The following is a 15,686-nucleotide window of genomic DNA, read 5'->3' as shown; positions in this document are numbered from 1 at the left end:
GTTATCAAAAATAAACTGTTGACAATTATCCATTTACTGAATAAAATACCTATAGGGGTATAATTCATACTAAAAAAATCTTATACTAAGTAAAAGGAGAGATGGAAAAATGAATAAAAGTGTTACTGTTTATTCAACAAATACATGTCCTTACTGTACAATGATGAAAAACTTCCTGAACGACCAGGGAATTCCTTTTAAAGAAGTAAATGTTCAAGTGGACCCTGTGGCAGCAAGGAAGTTAGTCGAGGCCACAGGTCAAATGGGTGTACCGCAGACTGAAGTGAATGGTCAATGGGTTCTTGGGTTTGATCCAAATAAAGTAGTGGAACTATTAAATAAATAAGACACTATATTTTTTTATCATAAAATATACCTTAGGGGGTAATTGAGATGACTATTAGAAAATGGACGGCTAAAGAGATAACCGAGAAGATTTTAAATAAGGAAAACACATTTATCCTGGACGTTCGTAATATAAGTGACTTCGAGGATTGGAAAATCGAAGGTGAAAACTTCGAATATTTAAATGTGCCATACTTTGAGTTACTTGATGGTATAGAAGGGATCATGGATAAGATCCCTTCCGATCGTGAGATACTAGTGGTCTGTGCAAAAGAAGGTTCTTCCATGATGGTGGCTGAAATGCTGGATGAGGAAGGAATCAATTCAGCATACCTCAGTGGTGGTATGAAATCATGGAGCGAGCATTTGTATCAAGCGAAGGTATATGAAGATGAGAAGATAAAAGTCTATCAATTCGTGCGTGTCGGAAAAGGATGCTTATCTTATATGGTTGTTTCTGATGGTGAAGCATTGATCGTTGACCCAGCAAGATTTGTGGATGAATATATCGATGCAGCAAAGGCTGAAGGAGCGAAGATCACTCATATCGTCGACTCACATTTGCACGCTGATCATATTTCAGGAGGGAAGGACTTAGCGGATCAGACAGGCGGATCCTATTACCTGATGAAGAGCGAAGGTGCCGTATTCGACTTCAACCCATTTGAAAACCATGAGAAGATTGAGTTCAAAGATATCGAGTTGGAAGTACTTGCCGTAAAGACACCTGGTCATACACCGGGGAGCGTATCTTTCTTTGTGAATAAGAAGCTATTATTCTCTGGTGATACGATCTTTGTAAGCGGACTTGGCCGACCGGACCTTGGAAACAAAGTAAGGGAATGGGCGAATGACTTGTACAATACCGTATACAATAAAGTTTCTGAAATTGCGGATGATGTCATAGTTCTGCCATCCCACTATGCGGACTTTGATACGGAACTGAACGAAGAGGGATACATTGGCGACACCTTGGGCAATATCAGAAAGCGTAACGAAAAAATGTTCACCGCTTCAAGAGAAGATTTCCTCAATGATGTAGAGAAATCAGCAAGTTCTGTGAAGCCGCCTAACTTTGAAGAAATCATTATGATTAACCGTGGCGTTCAAGATGCCGATTATGAAAGAAAGCAAGAGCTGGAAATCGGACCGAATCGTTGTGCGGTACATCATACAGATTGATCAAACATAGAAGAAAGAGGGTATCGGATGATACCCTTTTTTCTATTGCTGAACCGTCAGTGGAAAAAGGGAGAAGGAAAATGAGGTTTTCGAATAATCTTCTAGAACGGCACATTCCTTCATAAACGTATATAATGAAAGAAGAATAGGAGGTTACATAATGAATCAACAAAACTATCAACATCACAGAAAGATCGACCCACTATTTCATGGGGTTATTGCACTGCTTTCTCTCATAACGCTTATTTTTTCAATTATGTTTTTCGTGCAAAATCTGGGGAGTCAGTGGCTGCTAAGTCTTGTCCTGCTATTGACTACGGTCACTCTTGTATTTTTGGCACTTATGGTAAGAGGATACGCCCTGAAGCTTCAGGACAGAATCATTCGGACTGAAGAAAATTTTCGGTATTATCGTTTAACAGGGAAACTATTAGACTCTAAGCTTTCACTGAAGCAAGTGATTGCTCTACGATTTGCAGATGATGAAGAGTTCCCTGAATTAGTGGCAAAAGCCGTGTCTGAGAATCTTTCTCCAGACGACATAAAGCAGGCTGTACAAAAGTGGCGTGCAGACCATCATCGTGTATAAATACAAATGGAAGCAGCTAACAAAGCTGTTTCTTTTTTTGTTTTGAGAATTGTAATGGGAAAGAGTAACAGAGGTGTGAAGTAGAAGGAGTATATATAGAGAATAAATGTGCTCGTAATGATATTTAAATATACATGTCATTACGGGCACATTCTACTGATAATGATATTTTTTCATGAGTATCTCCTTTAATGATATTCATAGTGAAACTTGATTTAAAGCATTCGATTATAGAAGCTGGATTTCTGATCAAGCAGTTTATCCTTGATTTGCTTCACTTCAGTGTCTTGAGAGTGTAAGAAAAAGAATTTAATAATGACCAACATAAGAAAACCTCCTTTTCATTGAAAATTAAAGAATTCGATTATAGTAACTCGACTTCAGATCAAGAATTTTATCTTTGATTTGCTTCACTTCAGCATTTTTGAAAATGGCCGCCAACATAAGAATCCCTCCTTTATTTAAAGTATTTGTTTATAAAAACTGGATTTCTGATCAAGCAGTTTATCCTTGAGTTTCTTGACTTCAGCATCTTGTGAGTGTAAGTAAAATACTTTAATAATCCCTAACATGGAAATTCCCCTTTCTGTGTCTGTTTTTAAATCATATGTGAGTGACACAATAAAAATGACACCTTTGTCGTTATTATAATCGACATTAGTGTCTTTTAAAACCTTTTTTTGAAATTTTTTAAAAAAAGTACAGGCTGAACCCCGTATCCAAGCCCATTTTCAAATATCTTTTAAAAAACACTTGTAAAAAGACATTGGTGTCGATATAATAAAACTAACAAAACGACATTAGTGTCATTTTAAAAGGAGAGATAATATGGGTCCTTCATTAAGAAAGAACAAACACTTTATTAGGTTGATGACAGCACAGGCGATTTCAAGCTTAGGGGATTGGTTGAGTATTGTAGCGATTATGACGTTAGTGGGGTTAAAGTGGGAAGCAACGTCCATGCAAATGTCCTTCATCATTTTAAGTTTGGCTGTGCCGATGGCTTTGTTCGGACCGGTTTCCGGTGCCGTTGCAGACAGGATGGAACGGAAAACGTTGATGATTCTTTCAGATGTGGTAAGAGGTGTCTTGATCCTTTTACTAACGATTGCGACAAATGTTTGGATGGTGTATGGCTGCTTGTTCCTTTTGGGACTCTTCGCATCTGTTTTTATCCCGGCAAAAAACGGGAAGTTAAAGGAAGTAGTTCCTGATGAACATATGAAGGAAGCGATGGCTATTACGTCTATGATTAATTCCAGCTCCAAAGTGATTGGTCCCCTATTAAGTGGGATCCTTGTTACCATGCTTGGAGCGTATACTGTCTTTTATATCGATTCAGCAACCTTTTTCCTTTCAGCCCTGCTCATTCTCTTTTTACCTAAGGGAGTAGTAGAAGTATCCTCTGAAAAAGAGAAAAGCCATTCTTTTAAAGAGGAGGTAAAGGTAGGGTTTCAGTTCATTAAGAAAATTAATTTTTTGATGTTTGGATTATTTTTACTTGGAGTAAGCTTATTGATTCTCCAATTATCTGATTCTCAAATTATCGTTCTGGTTCGTCAATTAACTAATGCCTCACCAGATTTGTTTGGTTATTGTGTTGCCGGATCAGGTCTTGGAATGCTGTTTACGGGAATGTATCTATCAAAAAAAACAGAATATAATGCCTTTCTTTATATGTGTCTAGGCGTATTGGGAATTGGATTGGGATTCGGGGCCATGGGGGTTCTTACTTATTATGATTTGAGTCAATCCATCCTCTGGTTTCCTACACTTGGATTGCTTGTTGGTACGGCATTCGGATTGGTCATCATTCCTTTTCAGTCGGCGGCACAAGAGAAGACCCCGGTTCATATGACTGGAAGGGTATTTGGAGTCATCAACAGCACCACGACCACAGCAACCATCATCGGACCTTTAGCAGGCGGAGGACTTGCTACACTCATTGGCGTTATTCCATCCTTCATCGTGACTGGTTCCCTATTAGTTCTTCTATTTATTATTTCGGTGGCGGTGAGGAATAAAATCGAAGGTGAGACTCCGTCAAGTGCACAATCAGCAACATCGATTTAAAGAAATATATTGGTTCATGTTTTAGGAAAATCAAGTATAATGAAAAGAGAAACAGCTTATAAATGCTGTTTCTTTTTTTTGAACAAAAACACTACAATCCTGAGGAGGTTTGTTATGCATACGGAAGTAATGGTAGACGTCAAAGGACTTGTGAAACGATACGGTTCCTTTACAGCGGTTAAGGGCGTGGAATTTCAGGTGGAAAAAGGAGAAATATTCGGCCTCCTTGGACCCAATGGTGCCGGAAAAACAACCACCATTGAAATGCTTGTTGGTCTAAGGAAACCAGATGAAGGAACGGCCTCACTGGCAGGTTTTGATGTCCGTAAACAGGTGAACAAAGTGAAAGAGGTGATTGGCGTACAGCTTCAATCCACTTCATTGTTTGAATTATTAAAGGTAGAAGAAATTCTCCATTTGTATGCGAGCTTTTATCCAAAAAACGTAGACATTAATGAATTAATAGAGGATATGCTTCTAACCGAGAAGCGAAATGACCGAATAAAAGGGCTATCTGGTGGACAGAAACAGCGTTTAGCGATTGCGTTGGCACTTATTCATGATCCGAACATTGTGTTTTTAGATGAACCGACGACGGGACTCGACCCACAGGCAAGAAGAACTCTTTGGGATATCGTCATACGCTTGAAGGAACGGGGGAAAACGGTGATTCTTTCCACTCATTATATGGATGAAGCCCATGTGCTTTGTGACAGGATCGGCATCATGGACCAAGGAGAACTGATTGCACTTGATACCCCAACGAACCTGGTGAAAAAATTACAATCTACGAGTACAGTAGAATTCCATTTGGCCAATCCGCCTAAAAAAGAATGGTTCTTGGAAATGGATGGAGTAGAGGAAGCCTCAATCAAGGATACCTTTGTCCAGCTGTATACAGACAATCTTCAGCAAGCCCTAACATCCCTGATTCAGGTTTCAACAGAACATCATTTGAAAATCGAGGATCTACAAACGCGCTTAGCAACACTAGAGGATGTATTCATACATATGACAGGAAGGAGTATCAGAGAATCATGAGAGCTTATTGGCAATTAACACTGGCACAATTACGGATTTTTGCCCGAAACAAACAGGTCTTAATCTTTACATTACTCTTCCCGATTATCTTAATGCTGGCTCTTGGATCTTTTGCCGGAAATGAAAATGATTTTTCCTTAACAGTAGGGGTCATCGATAAAGATCAAACCAATTCTTCAACGGATTTAAAGGATCTGTTTTACAAAAATGAGGGACTGAAAACACGGAAGTACGAAAAGGTTAAAACGGGAAAAGAAGCCGTTGAAAATGGAGACATCCAGCTTCTTATTGAAATTCCTAAAGGATACGAAGAGAATCTGAAGGATGAAAATCAAGCCTTCTCCCTTCCTGTTTATTATAATGAAAAAAATCTCACCACCTCCGAGCTTGGACTAACGGTTTTGAACGGAATCATTGATCAGTACAGTAAAGATCTTGTGGATTACAAGCCTTTAGTGACGGTTGAAAAGGTTGGAATTGAAGCCTTAAATATTCGATATGTTGATTTTCTTGTTCCGGGAATCGTCGCCATGATGATTATGAGCAACAACATGAACGGTGTCGCAGGACAAATTTCCGCCTGGCGTGAAAGAGGAATTCTGCGCAGAATGCAAGGAACGAGACTGAAAGCATCGACCTTTATTGCTGCTCAAATCACGGCGAGACTGGTATTAAACGGAACCCAGGCGTTACTGGTTGTGCTAATCGCCAATCTGATCTTTAACATAAACGTCGCAGGCTCCTGGCTTGCGTTAATTTTCTTCATTGTACTCGGGACACTTGCGTTTATGTCACTGGGCTTTATCATCGCTGGCCTTGCGAAGAACCCGGAAAGTGCGGGACCGATTGCAGGATTCGTGACGTTTCCCTTGCTGTTTTTAGGAGGCGTGTTCTTTCCCATCAGCGATATGCCGGATATCATTCAGCCTATTGTGAAGATCCTGCCGATTGCTCATTTGAGTTCGGCTTTGAGGGAGACGATGAATCTAGGGACTCCGTTTTTTGAATTAGGGACGGAGACGCTGATCTTAGGTGCCTGGCTTATTGGCGGGTTTGCGTTGGCCAGTTATGTGTTTAAGTGGGAGTAATGAAAGTTCGGTACGAAAGATAGGGTATGCTAGTGGTACCTAATGGAGGGCATACATGATAAAACTAATGGCTGATTCAACATGTGATTTATCCAATGAAGTATTGGAATTATACGATATTAGCTTGGCTCCACTGACGGTTACGATCGGTGGTAAGGATTACAAGGATAGGGTAGATATTGAACCGGATGAATTCTATGGATTCATGGAGGACTTACCTGAGTTTCCCACTACGGGAATGCCGAGCCCTGCGGAATACCTCGCCATTTTCCATCAAGCTGTTAAGGACGGATATAAGGAAATCCTTTGTATATGTATGTCCAGTGGAACGAGCGGCTCGTATCAATCAGCAGAGATTGCCAAAGGGTATTTCTATGAGGCAGAGAGTGACTCCCTAGTGAAGATACATGTTGTGGACTCAAAATGCATGAGCCATGGAAGTGGATTGCTTCTATTACAAAGTGCCATGATGAGGGAGCAGGGAGCAACATTTGAAGAAATTGTAGAGTTTAATGAAACATATAAAGAAAAGGTCAAACACTTCCTTTCGGTAAACGACTTGGATCATTTATTAAAAAGTGGCAGACTTACCAATGCCAGTGCATTTATAGGAAAACTGCTAATGCTAAAGCCGATTATGACCATGAAAAAAGGTAAAGGTGCCATCGTGGCAAAGGAAAGAGGACTAAAAAAAGTACTGAAGCATTACGTCACCGAACTTTCCAATCGATATGACCGTGATATAACGGAGTTCATCATCATTGGTTATACATCCGATATCAAAGTAGCCGAAAACCTTAAAGCCAAAATCCAATCAAACACAGATTTTTCTAAAGAAATCTATATTATGCAAATGGGCGTCTCAGTCGGAACCCATGTTGGATTAGGAGCCATTTCCATGTTCTTTTTTGAAAAGTGATCAATAAAAAAGGTCTGCCTCTGATGATGGTACACATCACAGGCAGACCTTTTTACATAGTAATATCCTTCGCTCTTCTATTTCACTCTTTTCGTAAGCATCAACAATTCCCATATCTTTAATTAGCTTCTTTGAAACAGCTTTGTATTTTAAAGATAAGTGAAAATCATTCATAAAAGGAAACGCATCAAATGTGACTTCATGTTCCTTGATCCATTCAGCCATAAGTGGTTGTTTCAAAGGATGAAACAACTCCGTGTTCTTAAATCCGTTCTGAAACCACGGATGTTCTTCTTCTTTTTCAGCACCAGGCTCATTCAAACAAAGATACAAAGACAGGTCATCGGAAAATTGAAGTAAACGAAAATGCTGAAGGAGTAATTTCTCATCAACGTCAAGTTGACTCTTAATAGACGATTGCCTTTTTGCTTCTTCCTGTAAAAAAACAAGACAATCCTTATTTTTAGACTGAGTAAAGAATGAGCAAAAGTGCAGGCTGCAAAGCAGACTCGAATAGGGATTCACGTTTTCAATCTCATCTAAACCAATTTTGTAGAATGCTAGTTTGGGTAGTAGTGGGTAATCTGAAAAGGTGTAAGGGATATTCAGTTGATCATTCCAAATGGGTGTGTCATCTAAGCCTATCCAGCTGCGGTCATGTTCATATGCGGCATATTGTACATCATTAAAGAAGCTATGGGATTTTAGTAGACTTGGTTTAAAATGCTCTGTGATTTTTCCGGATAAAAAGGCGTGGTCATGCTGCTTGATCATGATAAATGAATCTTTCGTATCTCGTATAATCATGGTTATACCATTCCTTTCTATAATTTTGGGTGGGGGCCAGGTATGTAGTTTAATATTTCCATTATAGCAAAATCACTCTCTATGATTTATCTGTTTGAACCGATCGATCACTACGATGATTCTAATATAATGTCGAAAATTCCTTCTAAAGTGTCCTGATTCTGGACAGTTTGGATTCTCTTCCTCTTACAAACACAAGAAAATCCAGTATGGCACAATTCTTGCAATATAAATCATTGAATAGAATATACAGGAGGTCATTCCATGAAAATCAGTGAATCAATTGCAATTGTGACAGGTGGGGCTTCAGGGTTAGGGGAAGCGACAGTAAGACAGATTATCAAGCAAGGAGGCAAAGCAGCTATCCTTGATTTATCCGATGAAAGAGGTCAATCCCTTGTTGAAGAACTAGGGGAGGGTGCCATTTTTGTCAGAACGGATGTAACAAGTGAGGAAGAAGTCTCGAACGCCATTACCAAAACCGTTGAGGCATTCGGATCGATTAATACAGTGGTTAATTGCGCAGGAATCGGGATTGCCTCTAAGCTGTTGTCACGAAAAGGAATTCATTCTCTTGAGCAGTTTTCTAAGGTGGTTACCATTAACTTGATCGGCACGTTCAATGTGATCAGGCTGGCATCTGAACAAATGTCTAAGAATGAGCTGAGTGAACTTGGCGAAAGGGGAGTTGTGATCAATACGGCATCGGTAGCGGCTTATGAGGGGCAAATCGGACAGGCAGCCTATAGTGCTTCAAAAGGGGGAGTTGTGGGAATGACGCTACCTATCGCAAGGGAGCTTGCTTCTTACGGCATCAGAGTGATGACCATTGCACCAGGGCTGTTCCACACCCCGATGTTCGAATCATTACCGGAGGAAGCGATTGAATCACTTGGTAAAATGGTTCCATTTCCAAAGAGGCTCGGACATCCTGAGGAATATGCTCATCTGGTAGAAAGTATCCTCACAAACCCTATGTTGAATGGAGAAACAATCCGTCTCGACGGAGGGATACGAATGCAGCCAAAATAATAGAGAAGACCCCTTTTGATCAAAAGGGGCCTTTTTTATGGAGAAGTTCCCTTGAGGAAGTGACCTTTGAACAGTAAAGCCTTATAATAGAAATAACAGATTGAATTTTCAGATTTTACTAAGTGCTGTTTTTAAAATGAGCCGGTATGCGCTGTAATAGCATAACTCTAAGGGAAAGAAACCATCTATAAAAGGGGGATTGAAATGCTTCAGTTCAGGGATATTGTTACTCCAGTCGATTGTGTGATTACAGAAGGTACAACATTGAAAGAAGCAATAGAAATCATAAAGAAGAAGAAATGGAATCTGCTGCCTGTAACAGATGAAAATCGGAACATCAAGGGTGTATTTACACGCAGCGGATTATATCAAATGATTCTCGACCGATTGCCACTTGAGACAACGATCGAGTCATACATAAAGAAGAAATCACTCACCATCCGAGTGGATACACCGTATCACCAAATCGAGGAAATGGTTAAAACGAGCAAGGCTGGTACCGGGGTCGTCCTTGATGAAGAGGGCAAGGTAATGGGATTACTGACAAAGACAGAAATGGTGTTGGCGTTATTAAAATCAGCCAACACTCTGAAGGAGCAGCTGGAAACAATTTTAAGGCATTCTAATATAGGTGTATTAATGACGGATGAGGATTCACAGATTATCTATGCCAATGAAGCTTTTTCGAAAATCACAGGGCGATCGATCGACTCCATTCTTTCTCATCAGCTTGGTAACGTATTTCCAAGCCTGGCCATTTCTCCACAAGGCCATCATCATGATGAGAAATATAAATCCATCATCCATCTTTCATCCTACGAAACCGTGAACCGTAAGGAAGGTAAAATAATCTTATTTCAGGACATTTCCGAAATCGAAAAAATGGCTGAGGAGTTGCAAACGGTTAAGAAATTGAAGCTGACAATCGAGACTTCATTAGAGCATGCATACGATGGAATCCTGATGACGGATGAAAAGAACATCATTAAAATGGTAAGTCCACCGCTTCTTGAGCTTTTCGATCTTGAAAAAGCCCAGGTATTACATCAAGATGTTGACAGCGTGCTACCCCAATTGAAGCTTGCGAATGTATTTAAGACCGAAACAGCTGAAATAAGTGATTTTAACGAAAGGAAAGGGATTAAATATATTGTTCACAGAATCCCAATCTTGAAGGATGGCAAGGTCATCGGAGCGATAGGAAAGGTGATGTTCCGCCAGTTAAATGAGGTGAGTGAGCTATTCAAAAGGCTGCAAAAAGCTGAAAACAAGGCAAGCTTTTATCACCGGCAGCTTCAACAAACCGAATCAGCACGATTTACCTGGGACCATATTTTAAGTGAATACCCGTATATGGATAAATTAAAGAAAAGTGCTGCCAAAGCGGCGAAAGGCCGGTCGACTGTGCTGATCAGGGGAGAAAGCGGGACAGGTAAGGAATTGTTTGCCCATGCAATTCATAACAGCAGTGCCCGAAGTGATGGCAGATTTGTCATCGTCAACTGTGCAGCGATCCCTGAAGACCTTCTGGAATCTGAGTTTTTCGGGTATGAGGAAGGGGCGTTTACAGGAGCGAAGCAGCGTGGCAAGGTAGGGAAGTTTGACTTAGCCAATGGTGGAACGCTGTTTCTTGATGAAATTGGAGATATGTCTATCGCTCTGCAGGCAAAGTTATTACGAGTCCTGCAGGAACGTGAATTTTACCGTGTCGGTGGAAATGAACGCATCAAGGTAGATGTGCGTATTATCGCTGCAACCAATCGGAATCTAGAGAAGATGGTGAAGGAAGGAGAATTTCGTGAGGATTTATATTACAGACTGAACGTGATCTCCTTAAATATTCCCCCATTACGTGAGCGTGTTCATGATGTGGAGCATCTAACCAACAAATTAATGATCGAGCTAAATTCCATGCTTGGTACAAGTATTACCGGGATATCTGGAAAGGCGAAGGACGCATTACTTCAATACAGCTGGCCGGGAAATGTACGTGAGCTTCGAAATGTACTTGAGCGTGCTATGACGTTTGCAGAGCATGGAAATATACAGACAGAGGATCTTCCTGATTATCTCATTTCCCAAGTTTCAGAGCCGCTGATGCAAAAAAACGCAGGTCTTGCAGGAGATGCGGAACTTGGAGCAATCAAAAAGGCCATGATCCAGGCAAACGGTAACAAAGCCCAGGCAGCCAGGCTACTTGGAATCAGCCGTTCTGGATTATATGAAAAACTGAAAAAGTACGAGTTATCTGTATAGGAAGTTCACTATACGTACCTTGCACTGTCCAAATCAAGGTGTCCAATTTCTGGACACCTTTTCTTTTCTCTCTTTTGTCACAGGTCAGAAATACCATGCTGTCTACTGTTTTCTGAAAGTTGGCACAATTATTGCATGTAAGATAATGAATGCGTTTTCAATATTGATTATAATAGGGGGAAGCGAGAATGGATATCGGATCATATTTAGCACAAAATGCGAGAAAGAAGCCAGAAAAGCTTGCGATTGAGTGTGAAGGAAGAAAGTATACGTACAAGCAATTTAATGAAGAAGTGAATAAGTTGGCACATGGGCTACTTGGCCTTGGAGTTCAAAAGGGTGAAAAAATTGCTTTGATGATGAAGAATTCTGATCAGTTTGTCCTTGCTTTCTTTGCAGGAGCCAAAATAGGTGCGGTAATCGTACCTGTCAATTTCCGCCTGACGTCATCTGAGGTTCATTATATTCTTGAACAGTCTGACGCGGCTGTCGTCTTCTGTGACGGGGAATTCGAGGAAACAATCACGTCTGCGAGAGAAGGAACGGGTGTCTTGCATGTGGTTACGACTGGAGCTCCGAAAGTAGTGGGGCATCATTCATTCGAAAGAGTCGTTGGGGTAAGTACAGAGAATCCGTCCGTTCTCGTCAGTGATGATGATGATTTGGAAATATTATATACATCAGGTACAACAGGTAGACCTAAAGGAGCCTTGTTTGACCACAAACGGATTTTTAATGTGGGACTTACGATGATGATCAGCATGGGGATCAACGAAGAAGAACACTTCCTTCATATTGCTCCGTTATTCCATTCAGCTCAACTAAACCTGTTCCTTATTTCAGGGGTGGTGCTTGGAGCCACTCACATCATCCATCGTGACTTCCACCCGGTGAAGACACTTGAAGCAATACAGGAGCATAAGATTACTCATTTCTTTGGGGTACCGGCCATGTATAACTTTATGCTGCAGGTACCAAATGCCACTGATTATGATCTTTCTTCTATTAAAAGATGCGGCTATGGTGCAGCACCGATGGCACCAGAGGTTGTAAGGAAAAGTATCGAATTGTTTAAGACAGACCAATTTTATAACCTATGTGGTCTGACTGAAGCAGGACCAGGAGGAATTCTCCTTACCCCAGAGGGACACAGAACCCATTTTGGAAAGGGTGGGAAAGCAGCTTTTCTGACTGAAGCACGAGTGGTGAACGAAGAAGGGATGGATATTAAGCCTGGTGCTGTGGGAGAGTTCATTATCAAAGGTGAATCAATTATGAAGGAGTATTACGGAAAACCGGAAGAGACCGCGAAAACGATAAAGGATGGCTGGTTGTACACCGGCGATCTTGCCACCATTGATGAAGATGGATACATCACACTCGTAGACCGGAAAAAGGACATGATCATTTCTGGCGGAGAAAATGTGTATTCAATTGAAGTGGAGGAAGTTCTCTATGAACATCCAGCCGTATTGGAAGCTGCCATTATCGGTCTACCCGATGAAACGTGGGGTGAAGCGGTCTGTGCCGTCATTGTACCAAAACAGGGTGCCAGCATAGACGAACAGGAATTAAAAAGCTTTTGCCGCCAAAAACTCGCAGGTTATAAGGTTCCAAGGAGAATCTTTATCGAAGATGCTCTGCCAAGAAATGCTTCTGGGAAAATATTAAAATATCAGCTGCGCCAATCGCTGAACGGAGTAAAACAATAGGCGCATATCTAAAACTCGAGGAGAGATGAAAATGACCCCCCCTTATATAACAGACGATCACGAAATCTTTCGCAAGTCCTTACGGAAATTTTTAGAGAAGGAAGCCTATCCATTCTATGATCAGTGGGAGGAGGAGCGGATGATTCCACGCTCCTTCTGGAGGAAGATGGGAGAGCAGGGCTATCTCTGCCCGGATATTGATGAACAATATGGCGGCAGCGAGGTCGACTGGGGATTCTCGGTCATTATTAATGAAGAGATTGAGCGAGTGGGCTCCGGTCTTGTTGGTATTGGACTTCATAATGATATTGTTGTTCCTTATATCACAGCGTATGGGACGGAAGAACAGAAAAAACGCTGGCTGCCGAAATGCACTACGGGTGAAATTATTACGGCGATTGCCATGACAGAGCCTGGTACCGGGTCGGATCTCGCGAACATTCAAACCACGGCGACCCTTGAAGGTGACCACTACATCCTAAACGGTTCAAAAACGTTTATCACCAATGGCATTCACTCGGATCTCATCGTTGTTGCTTGTAAAACGGATCCAAAAGCGAACCCCAAGCATAAGGGTGTCAGCTTGCTGGTTGTCGAACGTGATAATCCAGGTTTTTCACGAGGGAGGAAGCTGAACAAAGTAGGTCTTCATTCTCAGGACACAGCAGAGCTTATCTTTGAGGATTGCCTCGTACCGAAGGAAAACCTGCTTGGTGAAGAAGGAAAAGGCTTCGTTTACTTAATGGAAAAGCTTCAGCAGGAACGCCTATTGGTGGCCATCGCTGCACAAATAGCATCAGAAGTGATGCTCAAACAGACCATTGAGTATGTAAAAAGCCGTGATGCCTTCGGAAAGCCCGTGAGCAAATTCCAAAACACTCAATTTAAGATAGCGGAAATGGCGACAGAAATCGAAATGGGCAGGGCATTCCTTGATCAGTTGATTACTGAGCATATCGAAGGGAACGATATTGTAACAAAGGTTTCCATGGCGAAGTGGAAGCTGACGGACATTGCCAAGAAAATCGCCGGGGAATGCATGCAGCTCCACGGTGGATACGGATATATGGAAGAGTACGAGATTGCCAGGCGGTTCCGCGACATTCCCGTAGCGAGTATTTACGCAGGAACAAATGAAATCATGAAGACGATTATTGCTAAAAACTTAGGTTTATAGAGTGATAGATCTTAGAAGACAGAAGGGTGGAATAAACATGAGAGAAGTCGTCATTGTAGAAGGTGTGAGAACACCTGTTGGAAGAAGAAAGGGAGCTTTAAAGGATATCCGTCCAGATGATCTTGCTGCAAAGGTACTGCAAGAAGTGGTGAAACGAGCGGGTATCGATGCTGGTCTTGTGGAGGATGTCATTCTTGGCTGCGTAACTCAGGCAGGCGAACAAGCAGGTGATATTGCCCGGGTGGCAGCACTGATTGCAGGCTTTCCAATTCAAGTGCCAGGCACCACGATCGATCGTCAGTGCGGTTCGAGCCAGCAGGCTGTCCATTTCGCAGCACAAGCCATATTAGCAGGTGACATGGACATCGTGATTGCCGGAGGCGTGGAGAATATGTCCAGAGTCCCGATGGCATCGAACTATGGGGATGCCGTCCCGTTCAGCCCGAAGTTAAAGGAACGCTATGAAATCATTCACCAAGGGCTATCAGCAGAAAGGATTGCTGAGAAATATGGATTTACACGTGAAGAGCTTGATACATTCTCCACAGAAAGTCATCGCCGAGCTTTGAAGGCGCAGGCTGAAGGATATTTTAAAAAGGAAATCATGCCACTCGAGGTCACACTGGAAAACGGCGAAACAACATTCGTGACCGAGGACTCCGGTCCAAGGAAAGGCACGACACCAGAAACCCTTTCCGAATTAAAAACGGTTTTTAAGGAAGACGGTGTCATCCATGCAGGAAACTCAAGCCAAATCAGTGATGGTGCAGCGGCTCTCCTATTGATGAGCCGTGAAAAAGCAGAAGAACTGGGCTTGAAACCACGCTTCAAGGTCCATACAAGAGTAGTGGTCGGCTCAGATCCCACCTTGATGCTGACAGGACCGATTCCAGCTACAGAGAAAGTCCTGAAAAAGGCTGGTTTAAAGCTAGAAGATATTGATGTATTCGAGGTCAATGAAGCGTTTGCTCCTGTCCCGATGGCTTGGCTCAAAGAAACAGGCGCAGATCCCGCAAAATTAAATCCGAATGGTGGGGCCATCGCACTTGGCCATCCACTTGGAGCAAGTGGGGCACGGCTGATGATTACCATGCTACACGAGCTTGAAAGAACCGGCGGTCGCTATGGCTTGCAGACCATGTGCGAAGGTCATGGAATGGCAAACGCGACCATTATTGAGCGACTGGATTGAAAAGGGGTTGAGTATAGGAAGTGGGTAAGGGGTTAGGGTTTGGGTGGTGGTGGTGCCAGGCACCGATAGACCATTTGGTGCAGGTACAAAAAGAACAATCTGTACCAGGCACTGATAGACCATTTGGTGCCAGGCACAAAAAGAACAATCTGTACCAGGCACTGATAGACCATTTGGTGCCAGGCACAAAAAGAACAATCTGTACCTGGCACCAATAGACCATTTAGTACCAGGTACAAAAAGAGCAATTTGTACCTGGCACCACAAAACATT

General features: G+C 42.0%; 13 protein-coding genes. 12 read left to right on the top strand and 1 reads right to left on the bottom strand.

The window, feature by feature from the left end; translation table 11 throughout:
- The first annotated feature begins 109 nt into the window (after positions 1-109).
- The 7 genes from IQI_RS18595 (at position 110) to IQI_RS18565 (ending at position 7,237) form a co-directional block, all read left to right on the top strand.
- Positions 110-346, top strand: coding sequence for a glutaredoxin family protein (locus IQI_RS18595; protein WP_064094164.1), 237 nt, complete (start codon positions 110-112; stop codon positions 344-346).
- A gap of 47 nt (positions 347-393) precedes the next feature.
- Positions 394-1,527: an MBL fold metallo-hydrolase gene (locus IQI_RS18590; protein ID WP_064094163.1), complete on the top strand. Its 1,134-nt coding sequence runs from the start codon at positions 394-396 to the stop codon at positions 1,525-1,527.
- Between the two features lie 160 nt (positions 1,528-1,687).
- On the top strand, positions 1,688-2,116 hold the full coding sequence (locus IQI_RS18585; protein WP_064094162.1) for a DUF6526 family protein: 429 nt from the start codon (positions 1,688-1,690) through the stop codon (positions 2,114-2,116).
- Positions 2,117-2,944: 828 nt separating this feature from the next.
- A complete protein-coding gene (locus IQI_RS18580; RefSeq protein ID WP_064094161.1) occupies positions 2,945-4,189 on the top strand; it encodes an MFS transporter in 1,245 nt (414 codons plus the stop codon).
- Positions 4,190-4,303: 114 nt separating this feature from the next.
- Positions 4,304-5,230: an ABC transporter ATP-binding protein gene (locus IQI_RS18575; protein ID WP_064094160.1), complete on the top strand. Its 927-nt coding sequence runs from the start codon at positions 4,304-4,306 to the stop codon at positions 5,228-5,230.
- A complete protein-coding gene (locus IQI_RS18570; protein ID WP_064094159.1) occupies positions 5,227-6,318 on the top strand; it encodes an ABC transporter permease in 1,092 nt (363 codons plus the stop codon). The genes IQI_RS18575 and IQI_RS18570 overlap by 4 nt, the downstream gene beginning before the upstream one ends.
- Positions 6,319-6,373: 55 nt before the next feature.
- Positions 6,374-7,237, top strand: a complete 864-nt coding sequence (locus IQI_RS18565) for a DegV family protein (RefSeq protein ID WP_064094158.1) — start codon at positions 6,374-6,376, stop codon at positions 7,235-7,237.
- 36 nt (positions 7,238-7,273) lie between these two features.
- Here IQI_RS18565 and IQI_RS18560 read toward each other — a convergent pair whose 3' ends face one another.
- The gene (locus tag IQI_RS18560) at positions 7,274-8,044 is read right to left on the bottom strand and encodes a DUF3891 family protein (RefSeq protein WP_064094157.1); all 771 of its coding nucleotides are present in this window, start codon (positions 8,042-8,044) and stop codon (positions 7,274-7,276) included.
- A 264-nt stretch (positions 8,045-8,308) separates the two neighbouring features.
- Here IQI_RS18560 and IQI_RS18555 point away from each other — a divergent pair, with 264 nt between their 5' ends.
- The 5 genes from IQI_RS18555 to IQI_RS18535 all read left to right on the top strand — a co-directional run bounded on the left by IQI_RS18555 (position 8,309) and on the right by IQI_RS18535 (position 15,413).
- Positions 8,309-9,076: a 3-hydroxyacyl-CoA dehydrogenase gene (locus tag IQI_RS18555; RefSeq protein WP_064094156.1), complete on the top strand. Its 768-nt coding sequence runs from the start codon at positions 8,309-8,311 to the stop codon at positions 9,074-9,076.
- 204 nt (positions 9,077-9,280) lie between these two features.
- The gene (locus tag IQI_RS18550) at positions 9,281-11,332 is read left to right on the top strand and encodes a sigma-54-dependent Fis family transcriptional regulator (RefSeq protein WP_064094155.1); all 2,052 of its coding nucleotides are present in this window, start codon (positions 9,281-9,283) and stop codon (positions 11,330-11,332) included.
- A 188-nt stretch (positions 11,333-11,520) separates the two neighbouring features.
- Entirely contained in the window at positions 11,521-13,044 is a 1,524-nt protein-coding gene (locus IQI_RS18545) for a class I adenylate-forming enzyme family protein (RefSeq protein ID WP_064094154.1), read from the top strand.
- A 31-nt stretch (positions 13,045-13,075) separates the two neighbouring features.
- A complete protein-coding gene (locus IQI_RS18540) occupies positions 13,076-14,221 on the top strand; it encodes an acyl-CoA dehydrogenase family protein (RefSeq protein WP_064094153.1) in 1,146 nt (381 codons plus the stop codon).
- 37 nt (positions 14,222-14,258) lie between these two features.
- Positions 14,259-15,413, top strand: a complete 1,155-nt coding sequence (locus IQI_RS18535; RefSeq protein WP_064094152.1) for a thiolase family protein — start codon at positions 14,259-14,261, stop codon at positions 15,411-15,413.
- Positions 15,414-15,686: the final 273 nt, after the last annotated feature.

The sequence above is a fragment of the Rossellomorea aquimaris TF-12 genome (assembly GCF_001648555.1).
GTDB classification, from domain to species: Bacteria; Bacillota; Bacilli; order Bacillales; family Bacillaceae_B; genus Rossellomorea; species Rossellomorea aquimaris.
This window is presented reverse-complemented; position numbering and strand designations above follow the sequence as displayed.